Source organism: Psychrobacter nivimaris (assembly GCF_904846365.1).
Taxonomy (GTDB): domain Bacteria; phylum Pseudomonadota; class Gammaproteobacteria; order Pseudomonadales; family Moraxellaceae; genus Psychrobacter; species Psychrobacter nivimaris_B.
Window position 1 is genome coordinate 1 of the sequence record NZ_CAJHAL010000001.1, and the last position, 15,296, is coordinate 15,296.

Annotated in this window: 13 protein-coding genes and 1 other RNA gene; 7 read left to right on the forward strand and 7 right to left on the reverse strand. The window is 41.9% G+C overall.

Going from position 1 to position 15,296, the window contains the following annotated elements; translation table 11 throughout:
* A partial coding sequence (locus tag JMX63_RS00005) for a transposase (RefSeq protein ID WP_201569740.1) occupies positions 1–208 on the reverse strand: 208 nt, incomplete at its 3' end.
* Positions 209–394: 186 nt separating this feature from the next.
* Complete coding sequence (gene ruvC / locus JMX63_RS00010) at positions 395–979, reverse strand: crossover junction endodeoxyribonuclease RuvC (RefSeq protein WP_057760973.1); 585 nt, start codon at positions 977–979, stop codon at positions 395–397.
* Between the two features lie 253 nt (positions 980–1,232).
* Between ruvC and JMX63_RS00015 the strand changes: the two genes are divergently transcribed.
* A complete protein-coding gene (locus JMX63_RS00015) occupies positions 1,233–1,865 on the forward strand; it encodes an FxsA family protein (protein WP_057760971.1) in 633 nt (210 codons plus the stop codon).
* A 106-nt stretch (positions 1,866–1,971) separates the two neighbouring features.
* Here the strand turns inward: JMX63_RS00015 and ssrS are convergent.
* Positions 1,972–2,167, reverse strand: a non-coding RNA gene (ssrS, locus tag JMX63_RS00020) — 6S RNA.
* A 247-nt stretch (positions 2,168–2,414) separates the two neighbouring features.
* Here ssrS and gpmI point away from each other — a divergent pair.
* Both gpmI and JMX63_RS00030 read left to right on the forward strand, forming a co-directional pair.
* Positions 2,415–4,073 (forward strand): 2,3-bisphosphoglycerate-independent phosphoglycerate mutase, encoded by a 1,659-nt coding sequence (gpmI, locus tag JMX63_RS00025; protein ID WP_165597015.1) that lies wholly within the window; start codon positions 2,415–2,417, stop codon positions 4,071–4,073.
* A 234-nt stretch (positions 4,074–4,307) separates the two neighbouring features.
* Entirely contained in the window at positions 4,308–5,774 is a 1,467-nt protein-coding gene (locus JMX63_RS00030; protein ID WP_201569758.1) for a S41 family peptidase, read from the forward strand.
* Positions 5,775–5,848: 74 nt separating this feature from the next.
* Here the strand turns inward: JMX63_RS00030 and JMX63_RS00035 are convergent, their stop codons facing one another.
* From JMX63_RS00035 to JMX63_RS00045, 3 genes are all read right to left on the reverse strand, one after another.
* The gene (locus JMX63_RS00035) at positions 5,849–7,561 is read right to left on the reverse strand and encodes a sigma-54-dependent transcriptional regulator (protein ID WP_201569760.1); all 1,713 of its coding nucleotides are present in this window, start codon (positions 7,559–7,561) and stop codon (positions 5,849–5,851) included.
* Between the two features lie 78 nt (positions 7,562–7,639).
* A complete protein-coding gene (locus JMX63_RS00040; RefSeq protein ID WP_201569762.1) occupies positions 7,640–9,397 on the reverse strand; it encodes a sensor histidine kinase in 1,758 nt (585 codons plus the stop codon).
* Between the two features lie 34 nt (positions 9,398–9,431).
* Positions 9,432–10,067 (reverse strand): response regulator, encoded by a 636-nt coding sequence (locus tag JMX63_RS00045; protein ID WP_101206382.1) that lies wholly within the window; start codon positions 10,065–10,067, stop codon positions 9,432–9,434.
* A gap of 392 nt (positions 10,068–10,459) precedes the next feature.
* Between JMX63_RS00045 and JMX63_RS00050 the strand changes: the two genes are divergently transcribed.
* Both JMX63_RS00050 and JMX63_RS00055 read left to right on the forward strand, forming a co-directional pair.
* Positions 10,460–11,542, forward strand: a complete 1,083-nt coding sequence (locus tag JMX63_RS00050; RefSeq protein ID WP_057760963.1) for a serine hydrolase — start codon at positions 10,460–10,462, stop codon at positions 11,540–11,542.
* A gap of 87 nt (positions 11,543–11,629) precedes the next feature.
* Entirely contained in the window at positions 11,630–12,298 is a 669-nt protein-coding gene (locus JMX63_RS00055; protein ID WP_201569764.1) for a thiamine phosphate synthase, read from the forward strand.
* A gap of 65 nt (positions 12,299–12,363) precedes the next feature.
* Here JMX63_RS00055 and JMX63_RS00060 read toward each other — a convergent pair whose 3' ends face one another.
* Positions 12,364–12,693: a TraR/DksA family transcriptional regulator gene (locus JMX63_RS00060; RefSeq protein ID WP_102090459.1), complete on the reverse strand. Its 330-nt coding sequence runs from the start codon at positions 12,691–12,693 to the stop codon at positions 12,364–12,366.
* Positions 12,694–13,198: 505 nt separating this feature from the next.
* Between JMX63_RS00060 and JMX63_RS00065 the strand changes: the two genes are divergently transcribed.
* On the forward strand, positions 13,199–14,413 hold the full coding sequence (locus JMX63_RS00065) for a phosphoglycerate kinase (RefSeq protein ID WP_201569767.1): 1,215 nt from the start codon (positions 13,199–13,201) through the stop codon (positions 14,411–14,413).
* A 257-nt stretch (positions 14,414–14,670) separates the two neighbouring features.
* A complete protein-coding gene (locus tag JMX63_RS00070; protein WP_201569769.1) occupies positions 14,671–15,057 on the forward strand; it encodes a hypothetical protein in 387 nt (128 codons plus the stop codon).
* Positions 15,058–15,296 lie beyond the last annotated feature (239 nt).

Here is a 15,296-nt window from a genome sequence, read left to right on the forward strand (position 1 = left end):
CGGTCTTTTTAGTGTGTCCGTTGCGCTTGTTTGGTTTATCTGCTTTCTCATGCTTGGGGTAGCCGAGATGGTCTTCCATCTCAGCCTCTAAGGCAGTATCAATAAAGGATTGCATGAGCTGCTTTTGAAAGTCTTTGATGTTATCAAAGCTTTTCATGCTACCAGCCATTTGCTCGGCCAGTTTTTTAATGTCAGATTGAGTAGTCATTGCTTATTCTCCTGTTAATGGATTATAAGCAGTTACACAGTTTTTAGGAAACTCCCTAGCCATAAAAAACACGCGTCTAATAACGCGTGTTTTTTATGAAATGTCTACTTTGCTGTTTATTTATTTTGACGATTGTTTGCTCTAACGCCTCGCTATCTTAACGCCTCACTATCTTAACGCTGATCTTTAGCGTAAGTTACCTAAATCTTCTTCAGTCAAACGCCAACGACCTTTTTTCTTAGAAGCACCGCGACCACGCATAGCGCTATTCAATATTAACTTATTCATTGAATGGCTTGAGTGAGCATGACAGATGGCGCAGGCAAGTCCATCGGCAGCATCTTGTTGCGGCACGACTTCTAACGCTAATATCCGGCACACCATCTCCTGTACTTGTTCTTTGGCTGCCGCTCCATAGCCACAGACGGCTTGTTTGATTTGCCGAGCCGTATATTCTGACACTTCTAAATCTAAAGCCACCATCGCTGCAATCGCTGCACCTCGTGCTTGCCCAAGCTTAAGCGCAGAATCAGGGTTTTCTGCCATAAATACTTGCTCAATTGCCGTATAGATAGGCTCGTCAGCGTATTTTAAATGATGCTGTGTGATACGGGTTAGTCCATTAAAGATACGCTTGAGGCGTTCAGGCATCTCTTTGGTATCTGTGCGAATCGTCCCTGCATCGATATAGGTCAGCTTGTCACCTGTCTGCTGTACTATCCCATAACCGGTCATGCGTGACCCTGGATCAATTCCTATAATAATTGCCATAGTATTCCGTCTTGCTTACCTGTCATTTTATATTCAGTCCTATATAAATTGGATACGGACTCGCTTAGCCTACTATTCCTAGTACTGTTGCTCACTTTCCTTGTAGCCAAATTATATTGTACCGACTATATGGCTTAAAAATTAGCCTTAAGTTTGATAGTATAGCAACCAATCCCCATATACATCATATGTTAGCCATTTTAATTTTCATGGCGCTCAATTTATTGGTTTTTATTTTATAGGACGACACTTTATGGGTCAGATAGTTGGTATAGCCATCGTTTGGTTTATTATCGAGATGCTACTGTGGTATTTGCTTGCTCAGTTTATGAGCGGCTGGTGGGTGTTTATGTGGTTTATTATCGCCGCGGTTATCGGTATCTCTTTGATGCGCAAAGGTATGGCTGCTCTTAATCCAATGGCACAGCAAATGAAAGCTGGTGGCATGATGAACCCTGCGATGCGCCCGCCAGAGACCACGATGATTAAGAGTATCGCGATGGCAGCTGCTGGTATTTTACTACTTATTCCTGGGGTACTTAGTGATTTGATGGCGCTGTTGGTAGTATTGCCACCTGTGCAGAAAAAGCTAAAAGACTTGGCCAATAATTATGTCATGAATAATCAGCAAAAAATGATGGAAATGATGGCGAAGCAGATGGGTGGTCAAATGGGTGGTGGTCAAAATCCATTTGGCGGTGCTGGTGGTATGGGCGGTCAAAACCCGTTCGGTGGCGCAGGTGGCATGAATGGCCAGAATCCGTTTGGTCAACAGCAGCAAAACCCATTTGGTGACGTGTTTAAACAGCATACTACGGTTGATGGTACTGCCAAAAACATCCCTAAAGATGTCAAGAAAATTACCAAGTCTGCTAATGACGAATAACTATATAGTTAAATCATAAGCAGAAAAAAAGCCCCTCTCGTCGATGACGAAAGGGGCTTTTTAGTGGTAGTAAATAAATTATAAGAGATATATTTACTAACTGAATGAAACAACCGAAGTGCCGCTGTAAGATGGTGACCCATGAACCGTGAAGTTCAGGGCGGATGCGTCATCATCTCTGCAGGTTTCCTGATACACCGCAAGCGGTGCAGGCATACACAATGAGACAATAGGTACCACATCCTGGTAAAGCATTATCGGCTCAGGGAATAAACATCTACTAGCCAACACTTCAGAATAGTTTTATCTTAACCAATGAAAAGAGTGATTGCAAGTCTGAATTACAGATTGATACGTAGCTTGGTTGGTTGGCCGCACTTATATTGTCTTATCTAGAAAAAACGTCATAAGATAACCCTATAAAATTATTCATAAACTCACGAAAAATGCTCAGTTTTTCAGCTATTTCAAGATGTGTGTTAATATAGAGGGCTTTATATTCCCTTACACAGCATTATAGGCGTTCATTCACTCGAGGAGCGGTAATATATGACCAGTACCCAACAAGCATCAGACTCTATTGATAATAATAAAACACAGCTTAGCAATAACCAAGACGGTGCACAGAATAAAAAAATACCGCATGTCTTGATGATATTGGACGGCTTTGGTCATCGTGAAGAAGATAAAGATAACGCCATCGCTGCTGCCAATATGCCAAATTTAGACAAGATTTATCAGCAATATCCTCATGGGCTTATTTCAGCTTCAGGGGAAGATGTTGGTTTGCCAGATGGTCAGTTTGGTAATTCAGAAGTCGGTCACATGAACTTAGGCGCAGGGCGTGTTCTTTATCAGGACTCAACACGTATCTCAAGTGAACTTGCCAATCGTGAATTCTATAAAAATGAAGCATTGGTCAATGCCGTAAAAGCGGCTAATGAGCGTGGCGGTAACGTCCATATTATGGGCTTGCTCTCTGATGGCGGCGTCCACTCACATCAAGACCATATCGAAGGCATGTGTCATTCAGCATTGGTCCATGGTGCCAAGAATGTCTTTATTCATTGTTTCTTAGATGGCCGTGATACCCCGCCTAAATCTGCTGATAAGTACATCAATCGTCTGCGCGACTATATTGATAAATTGAATGCTCATTACGAAGGTGGCCGCGTACAGATTGCAAGTATCATCGGTCGCTACTATGCAATGGATCGTGACAATCGTTGGGATAGAGTGCAAAAAGCTTATGAGCTGATTACTGAAGGGAAAGCTGATCGTCTATCGACACGGGCAGATGGCGCTGTTCAAGCTGCTTATAAAGCGCGTGAGACCGATGAGTTTGTCAGTCCAACGACTGTAATTGGACGTGATGAAGTGCCATATACTGTCAATGATAACGACGCACTTATTTTTATGAATTTCCGTGCTGACCGTGCTCGTGAGCTTGCCCAAGCATTTGTTCTGCCAGATCATGAGTTTTCTGGATTTGCACGTCAAAAGCAGCCAAAACTGGCGGCATTTGTGATGCTAACTAAGTATTCAGATGTCCTAGCTGACAATCCAAAAACCAGCATTGCTTACTACCCAACATCTTTGGCCAATACATTGGGAGAGTACTTGCAGGATCAAGGAAAAACCCAGCTACGTATCGCTGAAACTGAAAAATATGCGCATGTGACGTTTTTCTTTAGTGGTGGCCGCGAAGAAGAATATCAGGGCGAGACCCGTATATTAGTGCCATCTCCAGACGTTGCAACTTATGATCTACAGCCTGAGATGAGCGCGCCTGAAGTCACTGATAAATTAGTAGAAGCGATTGAGTCTGGTAAGTATGATGTATTGGTGGTCAATTATGCCAATGGTGATATGGTTGGACACACAGGTATCTTTGATGCAGCGGTAAAAGCGGTAGAAGCTTTGGATGTATGTGTTGGCCGTATCGAGTCAGCGGTGCGTGCTGCTGGTGGTGACATGCTTATCACAGCCGATCATGGTAACTGCGAGCAGATGCAAGACTATGAAAGTGGTCAAGTACATACACAGCATACGACAGAGCATGTACCATTAATTTACGTAGGTGAGCAAAAGCTGCAAGTACGCCGTGGCGGCAAACTTAGTGATGTGGCGCCGACTATTTTATCACTAATGAATGTCGACGCCCCTGCTGAGATGACAGGTGAGAGCTTATTGGTTCCAGCAGTCTAAGCCAGTCGAGTTAAACCACAGTACTTGAATGACTGTGGTTTATACTGACTTGACAGCTGTACCAGAAGATATCAAAAAGGAAAGGATAACCTATTATCCTTTCCTTTTTTTGTGATACATTTTACTTAATTTACTTGCAATACTATGCTAGTTCGAAATATGCGTTTGGTGCTATCTTATAAATCGCTATATAACGATAAATTCGTATTCTCTATTATTCAAATGAGTTCTTTTATGCAGCCTATTTCTTTTGCACGTTCTTTTTTATCCAAAGGGTTAAGTAAATCAGTAGGGAGGGCGTCAGTCGCGTCCACGGTTTTGCAGCCTGCAATTTTAATAGGTGTACTTGGTTGTGCGATTAGCGTAAATGCACAAGCAGCAGTGGAAGCTTCTACAAATAATAATCCTACAAACGGTTTACAGCTCATTAGTCTAAATGCAGATGAGATAGCGGATGAAAACGACGCTGATAATTTATCGAATATTGCTGATATGTTAGATGTCGCCGATGAGCCAGATGACTCGATAGATAGTGTGCCAGATGAAAGCGCGCTAACAGATGATGCCGATGATATTGATACGGACATTCCAGCAGAAGTTGCACAAGTATCGTTAAATGCTATCTCTCCTGAGACGCTAAAGACATTTGTGGCTGTGGTGGACTTAGTACGTCGTCAATACGTCGATGCGGTCAATGACGAAGAGTTATTTAGCAATGCGATGAGCGGTATGCTGACCAAACTTGACAGCCATGCTGAGTTTTTGGACGCAGAAGCTTATGAGAACCTGCGTGCTTTTACTGAGGGTGACGTTGGTGATATTGGTATTAAGGTTAATTACCGACCAGAGGCAGGTTATTGGGTTGTGACAGAGGTTATCGATGATTCACCTGCAGACAAAAAAGGCATCGCAGTTGGTGATTATTTGCATCAAGTTGATGAGTTTAAGCTAGACGAAGGGCGACAGGTCAATGATGTTGAGCAGCTCTTAACGGGTATTGCCGGTACGCAGGTAGATATTATTACTTCCAAAGCTGGCCGCCGTAAGCACACAACGACGTTGCAGCGTAATAATAGTCATCCGCAGATTATCGAGACCAAACTGGTTGATGGTATTGCCATTGTCAAATTACCGGCGTTTCAAAACAACAGCCGTGAAAAATTACTAGAAGGTTTGATTAACCTAAACGCTCCTATATCAGGAATTTTACTAGATATGCGTGATAATCCAGGTGGCGTACTGACATCAGCAGTGAGCGTGGCCAGTTTATTTATGGATGATACCGATGTGGTGCAGGTGCAAGCACGTCAAAATAAATCACGGGTACTATCGACCCAAGGTGATGCGATACTTAAACCTTTGCCATTAGTGGTATTACAAAACCGCTATTCAGCATCAGCGGCAGAGGTGCTTGCCAGTAGTTTACAAGCACAAAAACGCGCTACTATTATCGGTGAAGTTAGCTATGGTAAGGGCTCAGTACAATCGGTCATACCGTTAAACGATGAGCAAGCCGTCAAATTGACTGTGGCCAATTATATGACGGCAGCAGGCAAACAAATAGACGAGATCGGTGTAGAGCCTGATGTGACCTTATCTGGCAACGAGAACACGTGGGAGCAGCAAGCATTAGAACTAGTAAAGACGCGCGCGCTTGATTCTGGCATTCGCTTTGTTAGAAAAAATGCTACGAAAGAATAGAATTTCGTAGCATTTAACTAATAGTACATACCATTCAACGCTTAAAAATATTTGAAGATGCCGCTTAACAGAAGCTAATCAGACGCATCTTCAGAAATTTCGAGCTTTTTCATACGGTAGCGTAAAGAGCGAAAGGTGGTTCCTAATAATTCAGCTGCTTGGGTTTTGTTCCAGCCAGTTTGTTTGAGTGCCGTGATAATCAGCTGCTTTTCTTGTTCCTGCAAATAATGCTCTAACCCTTGAGGCGGTAATTGACCGTCGAACAATTCTGGTAAACCTGATATGTCTTTAGAAGTTTCTTGTTGGGCGGTGGAGTCAAGGAGCGACTCTTCGTCATGAGTACTTGCTACGTTGGTTGACGAACTATCATTACTAGTTGACGAATGCTGAACCATTGAAGGGTAGTGGTTGGTGTTAGTACGATAAGGGTGTAAATTGGTCACCCTTTGTTCAACCGGCGTTGCCATATTACTAGATTGAATGACTTGCTCACCGTTCTTTGTTGATTGGCCTGTAGATTGAACGTCTATATGATTTTCTACGTTACGGTCAGGTGGCTCAGAGCTATCGATAGCTGAGCTATGATTTTGCTCTTGTGTATTTACAAGCTCAGGTTCAATGTCAGGAAGACCTAAATGACTAACGTCAATGTAGGAGGTTTCAGCTAACGTAACTGCACGCTCCAGTAAGTTACGTAGTTCACGGACATTACCCGCAAAATCGTGGCGTTGTAAGCGTTCGCAGGCTTCCATCGTCAATGACAGCGGCGACTCTAATTGCCAGTCATCAGCAATCATCGCCAAAAAGTGTTCTGCTAACACAGGGATATCATCACGGCGTGCATTAAGTGTTGGAAGCTTTAGCTCAATGACATTGATGCGATAATATAAGTCTTGTCGAAATGCACCATCTTGTACCAATTGGCTCAGGTCTTTGTGAGTGGCAGACAAAATGCGGATGTCTACTGGAACTTCTTTTGTATCACCAATTGCCCTTACTGTTTTTTCTTGAATGGCACGTAACAATTTAACCTGCATGGCTAAAGGTAAATCCGCTACTTCATCTAAAAATAACGTGCCGCCATCGGCTTGCTGGAATAACCCTTGTTTATCAGCGACAGCCCCTGTAAAGCTGCCTTTTTTATGACCAAAAAACTCCGACTCCATTAATTCTGATGGTATCGCACCGCAGTTCACTGGTACAAAGCTGCCATCACGCCGTGGACTTAAATCATGGATCAATCTGGCGACCACTTCTTTACCTGTGCCAGAAGCGCCCGATAAAAATACAGGTGCCTGTGAGCGTGCTAGCTTTAAAATAGTATTTTTGAGGGGATGCATGACAGCAGAATTACCAATCAATCTACTATCTAGCATTTTTTGTTCAGGAGAGCATTCTGGTGTGGCCTGTATTTCGCTATCCTGATGAATAACTTTTAGGGTATTCTCTACCAGTTGGCGTAAACGTGGTAGTTCTAGCGGTTTATTGACAAAATCAAAGGCACCAAGCTTTAATGCCTCAATAGCTAAATCCATGCTGCCATGAGCCGTGATCACCGCTATTGGAATATTAGAGCTATTGCTAATTTCTTTTACCAGCTCCAGTCCAGAGCCATCTGGCAATTTTAAATCTGTCAGACAAAAATCATAGTCATTGTCTTGCCAAAACGTTCTTGCTTGCGACAATGTATAAGCCACATCACTTTTGATACCCATTTTAGTTAGGGTAATTTGCATCAATCGACATAAATCTACTTCATCATCGACGACTAGCGCGGTTGTTGTCATACATCATCTCATCGTATTTTATGGCTATAAAATCAATAGCTGGGACTAAATGGGCGTAATAGCTTTCAAAAGATAAATTTAGGTAAGATTTTCTTCGATAGTTTGAAATTTATTATCAGATTTAATAGAAGGTACAATTAATCGAAAACATGTTTTCTCATGTTCAGGAATGTAGAGTAAACGCGCTTGATTGGCTTCACAAAATGCTTGTGATAAATAGAGCCCCAGTCCTGTACCAGCTTTATCTGTTGTAAAAAATGGATCGAACAAAAGTTCTAAATTTCCAGCACTTACACCATTACCATTATCTAATATATCGATTATAACATCGTTGTCTGCGCAGTAAATGTCGATTTCTACATAAGCATGAGGATGAGCATAGCTGCTATAACGCAGACCATTGTTGATTAAGTTGATCAATATCTGCTCTAACTGATGAGTATCAAATGATATGATGGGTTTGGTTTTTATTAGTAGAAAAATGTCGTGTCCTTGAAAGTAATTCTCCAAAAACGATGGCATCCATTCAGCCAATTCGAGCACCTGCTGGGTAGCTGTCTGCTGACGAGACAGCTTTAAAATATCCTCAATGATACGGTTTACACGTTTTGTCTGTGAAAATATCATTTCATAAAGCTCATGGTTGCCGGTCATGGCAGCATTCGATTCACTTGTTAATGCACTGTCATCTTCCATTTGTTCTGCAACATCCTCCATTAATAGCTGGCTGGCTTGCGATATCGCTGCTAATGGGTTTCTGATTTCATGAGCAATACTGGCAGTCAATTGCCCTAAGGAAGCCAGTTTCAGTTGTTGAGCACTGGCTTGCTCACGGCGTAAATCTTCTAATATGACAAGCTTACTATCGTCTTTTAGTGGAATAATTTGTACACGTAATTTGCCAAATATTGAGGCATTTGCCACAGCTGGCACATCGTAGGTAAAAGCGCGTGACTGCCCAGATGCTACCGATAAGCAGGCATTAAACAACTGTGAATGCTGCTTATTGAGTTGCTGCTCGAAATTAGAGAGAAGCGCTTTGTTTTGAGTCTCTTTCACATCTTCAAAGGTATTCTGCGCTGTGGTAGGTGTGACAAGAGAAAGGCTCAGCAACTGATGTGCGGCAAGATTTGCTAAGACAATATGTTGCTTATCGATAACGATAACACCATTCACCATCTGCGTGACAACCTCTTGATTAATCACGTTGAGTCGCTCAACTTCCTTAGCATGGTTTGCCGCAACCTTTTCAAGCTGTACCAATCGCTGAGAGATAGACCAACTCAAACCACCCACTGCTAAAAAGCTCGCTGACATCAGTAGCGCATCACCTAGATTAGCTAGACTCATGCTATTAGCAATAGCGTAAAAAAACTGCTGATAAATAACGAGAATGATGGCAAGTAAAGTAATAACTAGCGCTTGTGAGCCATGTAGTAGCATAAAGCTAGCTGCGACGACCACCATGTATAGCATGGTTAACTGCAAATCAGGGTTGCCTGTCGTGTAGAGCAGTAGGCTTAATATAATAACGTCCAACGCCAGTCCGAATGCCAGTTGGCGGCGCATATGTTTTCTAACGACATAAAATAGCCCAAGCAGTATCAAACTTAACAGTACATAGAAGCTTAGAGTCGTTTGTTGTAGAAAACTCGGTAAGGACGCGCTATCACCAGTACGAGCAGAGATGTATAGCATGAGCATAGAGAACAGGCTAACAACGAAGCGATAGCTACTATAGATCAGCCCCAACTTACGCAACTGCGGCAGAGGAAGCGTATCGTCATGATGAACATAACGAGTAATGGCAGAGCTAAAATTGGTAGCAGGGTTCATAAACTGGCCGTAATAAAATAAACGCTAGAATGATTTATGGTTGAATCAGACCATGACGAATGGCCAAATGAGTTAATTTAACATCACTATCAACCCCAACTTTTTCATAAATACGATAGCGATACGTATTAATGGTCTTGACGCTAACAAACAATTGATCGGCTATTTGCTGAGGGCTCTGACAATTGACAACCATCATGGCCACTTGTTTTTCTCTGTCACTTAATAAGTCAAAAGGTGAGTTGGCATTATCAGACAATAAAACATCCGCTAACTGTTCAGCAACATCTTGGCTGAAGTAGCGACCTCCTTGATAAATCTTTTTGACTGCACGTATCATTTCATCAAGCGGCGTGCCTTTGGTAATGTAACCATTAACACCTGCTTTGATCAGCATTGAAGGATAAGGCTGTGCAGACATACTACTGACCGCTAGAATCTTGATACCCATATCGAGTTGAATCAGACGTTTGGTTGCTTCGAGCCCGCCAATATTCGGCATATTGACGTCTAGTAAAATTACATCAGGATGTAATTGTTTGGCTTGTTTGATAGCCATGTCACCGCTGTCTGCTTCACCTACTACTTCAATATCGGGGCTGTCTGACAACATACGGCTAATACCCATCCGTACCAAATCATGATCATCTACCACTAATACTTTAATCATAACCATACTCTTTATTGATTGTCAGAATGAACGCTTTATTAGGTTCAAATAGTATAAAAAACGAATATATTTCAACCATTATTTTATCTTTGTATATTCAAAATACCGCTGATTAATATAACAAAATACGAGTAATCATAACATTAGAAGTTAAATTATATTGCTGCAGTGTGAATTGATGTTTCTATAATATAAATTGGTTGTAGCAAAGTTTGAATGAAGCCAAAAAAAACTACTAAATCAGTTTGATAGATTAAACTTAAATGTAAACCATGATACACTAGAAATACAAAAGCTCTATGTGAGTACTTACAAACACATCTATAAACGCTACGTACGTTTTTGGCGTCAGACAATATGTAACTGGCGTAATAGCGACAGCAGGAGGCATAATGAAGCAACTACCATTAACCAAACAGCAATTGATCGCTGCTATGATTTCATTGAGTTTGGGCAGTGTTGCACAAGCCGCACTGACAATTAATGGTAGCACTGACACTGCCTCTAGTGCACGCCTGAGTTGGGGCGGCGCTGATAGCTTGTCTGAAGCCCGCAACATAATGTACAAGTCCAACGGCTCTGCTATTAAGAAAGTCGATAATGGCTATGGTACTACCAATATTACGAATACTAATAGTTTTGCTAGTAGTAATAACACCAATAGTGCTCGCTATAACACAACTTATCGTGGGGCATTTGGTAGTAGTGACATGATTCCGATTAGCACGGATTCACGTAGTGTTGCGGTGATCGATGCTGAAACAGGCGAATCTATCTACGAAAAAGATGCTGATATCGCGCGCCCAATGGCTAGTATCACCAAGGTTATGACGGCTATGGTCGTATTGGATGCAGGTCTTGATATGCGTGAAGAAATAACGCTTGATCCAGAAGATTTTGTTGGTCCAAAGCGTGCAAGCTCACGTTTGAAATCAGGTGATCGTTTGAACCGCGCTGAGATGCTATTGATGGCTTTGATGAAGTCTGAAAACCCAGCAGCAAAGAGTCTAGCGCGTAATTACCCAGGTGGCTATGATGCCTTTATGCGTGCAATGAATCGTAAAGCGCAAGATTTGGGCATGAATACGGCATTTTTTGGTGATCCAACTGGACTTGATAAGCGTAACGTAGCTTCTTCAAAAGACTTGGTCAAGATGGTACGTGCTGCTGGTAATTATGATGTTATTCGTCGTTTTTCTACTACTAAGAGCTATGACTTTTTTGTCTCAAACTACTCAAGTGGTAACCGTACCTATAAAGCCAGTAATACTAGCACGTTGGTCCGTGACGGCAGCTATCCAATCGGTATCTCTAAGACAGGCTTTATCAATGAAGCCGGACGTTGTGTGGTAATGGAAACTCGGGTCAATAATCGTCCTGCAATTATTGTTATCTTAGGAGCAAACAGCTCAGCAACACGTTGGGGCGATGCTAAAAATATCTTAAATAGTTTGGCTACACGCCGTACAGTATAAGCTATCTGTTCTAAATGTATAAAAAAGCTGTTATATCATATAACGGCTTTTTTATTGTGTTGAATTTAAGAATTAAGGATACACGCTATGAGTCGTTCATCATTCTCCTCAGTTATGCCTAAGCTATATTTGTTGACCAACGATGATGAATTTGAGCTGTTATATCAAAAGCTAGAAGCAGCCTTATCGACAGGATTAATTGCGCTATTACAAATTCGTCGTAAGCAAATGCTTAGTCTACCTGATGGAGCTTTGAAGCTTTTTGATGAGGCGCAAAGAATCGTTGAGTTAGCTAAAACGTATAACGTGCCAGTTGTTATTAATGATGACGTGAAGTTGGCCGAAAAGCTTGGCGTTGGGGTACACCTTGGTCAAACAGACGGCAGTATCGGTGATGCTCTACAGTCTCTATCACCGCATCAAATCATCGGTCGTACCTGCCATGGTGATGTAGCGCTGATTAAAGAAGCAAAAAATGACGGCGCAAGTTATGCTGCGATGGGTGCTGTATTTACTTCTACAACTAAGCCAAATGCTAATATCATTTCGCGTCAGCAGCTTGTGGAAGGGTGTCAGCAAGGCATACCAATATGTGTGATAGGAGGGTTAACCGCAGAAAATGTCTCAGAGCTGGTAGATTTGCCCATTGCGCTTGTGGCAGTAGTCGGGGATATCATGGATCTACCAGTAGCAGACATAGCTCAGCGCTGTCACCAATGGCAGCAGGCATTTTCTAGATGGAAAATACCTACTTGAAACATGCTTTTTAGAGAAGTTTTAGAGTAGCAATAGTCTTACAATATAGTATTAATATGACAGTGCTACTCAGCGTGTTCCATACATAAGGTAGCATAGGGCAGCGCTTCTAAGCGTTGCTCTTCGATCTGTTCACCGCAGACTTCACACTCGCCATAAGTACCATTTTCAATCCGACCTAATGCATTTTCGACATAGATTAAGCTTTGACGTGCCTCACTCATCAAATTTTTACGCATGTCATTTTGACGATAGGATATAGCCTGATCTTCCCAGTGTTCATTGAGATCATCTTGCGGATTCTGAATATGATCTTCTATCTTATCAATTCGAGATTCGTACTCATCTTTTAATTTTAATAGGTTTTGTTTAGCAGTGTCTAAGTTGATGCTCATTATTTTCTCCTAATGGATTATTTTTATTGTCAATGTTTCTATCATAAAGAGCTTGACTGCTGAGTACCACCACGAAATGTTACGGTTTATTGACTATGCTTAAAGCTAGCAACTGCAATTGTTGCAATCGAATAATGCTCTGAGAATTTAGACTAAATATTTTAAACGTGCTGAGATTTGTGTCAGGTTGCTTGTGAGACTGCGCTAGAAAACTGGTAGAATACACCGCCGCTGAATTCTGCTTACTTGATCGATCCATCAGAGTGGTTTGATAAGTGTAAGAGCCAAGCGTTAAAAAACATTAAAAATTAATAAAGCTGATAGTGACTATATAGCACGGGTATAAAATAGCTTGGCTATATGGCAGGCGAGCGAGAATGCTACAAAATAGTAGATTGATCGAGCTTAGCACTGAATCCGATTTATATAGAGCTGACTATAACGGTCACATCAGTAACGACAGTAATCGCAAATTAACAGATATATTGATGCATAGGAGCAGGTAATGAATTTTTTGCGTATGAGTGAGTTGAACTTAACGGATAAAGTGGTCTTGATTCGAGAAGATTTAAATGTGCCTATTAAAGATGGTAAGGTCACAAGCGATGCGCGCTTGCAAGCCAGTCTTCCTACCATCAAGATGGCGCTCGAAAAAGGCGCTGCGGTAATTGTTTGCTCACATTTAGGCCGCCCAACAGAAGGCAATCCTGAAGCTGTATATTCATTAGCGCCGGTTGCTGACTATTTGACGGAAAAATTAAGCTTGCAACTATCGACACCTGTACGTCTTAATACTGATTACCTTACCCAAGGTGTCAATCTAAAATCTGGCGAAGTGGTTCTATTAGAAAACGTACGCTTCAATGACGGTGAAAAGAAAAATGATGCCACGCTGGCGAAAAAGTACGCTGATTTGTGCGATGTGTTTGTGATGGATGCTTTTGGTACAGCGCACCGTGCACAGGCATCAACAGAAGGCGTTACGCAAGCGATGCGTCAAGCAGACAAAACCGTTTGTGCAGGGCCATTGTTAGCTGCTGAACTTGATGCTTTGAGCCTAGCGCTTGAAACACCAGCACAACCAATGCTTGCTATCGTTGGTGGGTCAAAAGTGTCTACAAAATTAGAAGTGCTACACAGCTTGGCTGAAGTTTGCACACGGATTATCGTTGGTGGCGGTATTGCTAACACTTTCTTGGCGGCACAAGGTCATAGTGTTGGCGCCTCATTGTACGAAGCAGACTTGCTCGATACTGCACATGACATTATGACCAAGACTGAAATTTTGCTGCCTGAGTACGTCGTAGTCGCTGATAAAAATGACATCGATTTCGCTGACTTTACTGGCTCATTGCAAAAAGCCATTGCAACGATCAAATCAGTTGATGCGATCGGTGACAATGACATGATATTGGACATCGCACCAGAAAGCGCAAAGCAGCTTGCCGATGCTATTATCAATGCAAAAACTATCTTATGGAATGGTCCAGTGGGTGTATTTGAGGTCGATGCTTTCGGGCAAGGCACACAGATATTAGCTACTGCTGTAAGAGACAGCGATGGTTTTTCTATCGCGGGCGGCGGTGATACGTTAGCAGCTATTGATAAATATCAAGTTGCTGATGGTGTGAGCTATATGTCAACGGGTGGTGGGGCGTTTTTGGAGTTTGTAGAAGGCAAAGTGCTTCCGGCAGTCGCTGCGCTGCAAATAGATGCCTAACTAATTAACGATACTCTGTAGCTTAGTAACATTAGACGTACAACTAACTTTAAATAACTAAGGTAGTCTGTAAAAATAATATTTTGGCTGTTGATTTACTTGTTTTTATTAGCATAAGTAAGTGCAATAGCCATCGATTATTATTAAGCAGTAATTATTTATTTATATACTGAAAATTATTATTGCATGTCTGATTCGCACTCTATAAAATAGCGCGACCATGTATTTTGACATGCATTATTTACGAGAGGTTTATTATGTTAAAACGTCATTTATTACTTGCTAGCGTACTTGCTGGTACCTTTGCAATCACTGCATGTAGCCAACAAACAGAAGAAAACACAGAAGCTGCTGTTGAATCTGCTGGCGATGATGCTGCTGCAAACGCTGATGCTGCTGCCGCTGAAACAGAATCTGCTGCTGCTGAAGCTGAAGCTGCTGCTCAAGACGCTGGTACTGAAGTTGCCGAAGGCGCTGACACTGCTGGTGCAGCTGCGACAGACGCTCTAGAAAACACTGGCGATGCTATTGCTGAAAGCACTAACACAGCGGTTGAAAATACTGCTGAAGCTGTTGCTGATGGCGCTAACGCTGTCGCTGATGGCGCAAATGATGTTGCAGTTGATGCAGAGCAACAGTACTAAGCTACGCGATGACTAAGCACTATAATGACTGATTTACTGGGAAGCTATCGATTGATATGTAACCTTTAAGAATAGTCATTGCTTTATAAGCCTCAAAATACTAGAAAAGCCTTGGTGATTGCCAAGGCTTTTTGCGTTGTATGTCATAACGATAGTTTATAAAATAACAGTTTATAAAATTAAACTGATATCAAGAGACGGTATAGACTGACAAATAGTCGGTCAACCGCTACGAAGAC

Coding starts and splice junctions, on each gene's coding strand:
- JMX63_RS00045 (WP_101206382.1), bottom strand. CDS start 10,067: ATGATTAAAGTATTAGTGGTAGATGATCATGATTTGGTACGGATGGGT.
- ruvC (WP_057760973.1), bottom strand. CDS start 979: ATGGCAATTATTATAGGAATTGATCCAGGGTCACGCATGACCGGTTAT.
- JMX63_RS00035 (WP_201569760.1), bottom strand. CDS start 7,561: ATGACAACAACCGCGCTAGTCGTCGATGATGAAGTAGATTTATGTCGA.
- JMX63_RS00030 (WP_201569758.1), top strand. CDS start 4,308: ATGCAGCCTATTTCTTTTGCACGTTCTTTTTTATCCAAAGGGTTAAGT.
- JMX63_RS00050 (WP_057760963.1), top strand. CDS start 10,460: ATGAAGCAACTACCATTAACCAAACAGCAATTGATCGCTGCTATGATT.
- JMX63_RS00040 (WP_201569762.1), bottom strand. CDS start 9,397: ATGAACCCTGCTACCAATTTTAGCTCTGCCATTACTCGTTATGTTCAT.
- JMX63_RS00070 (WP_201569769.1), top strand. CDS start 14,671: ATGTTAAAACGTCATTTATTACTTGCTAGCGTACTTGCTGGTACCTTT.
- JMX63_RS00055 (WP_201569764.1), top strand. CDS start 11,630: ATGAGTCGTTCATCATTCTCCTCAGTTATGCCTAAGCTATATTTGTTG.
- gpmI (WP_165597015.1), top strand. CDS start 2,415: ATGACCAGTACCCAACAAGCATCAGACTCTATTGATAATAATAAAACA.
- JMX63_RS00060 (WP_102090459.1), bottom strand. CDS start 12,693: ATGAGCATCAACTTAGACACTGCTAAACAAAACCTATTAAAATTAAAA.
- JMX63_RS00015 (WP_057760971.1), top strand. CDS start 1,233: ATGGGTCAGATAGTTGGTATAGCCATCGTTTGGTTTATTATCGAGATG.
- JMX63_RS00065 (WP_201569767.1), top strand. CDS start 13,199: ATGAATTTTTTGCGTATGAGTGAGTTGAACTTAACGGATAAAGTGGTC.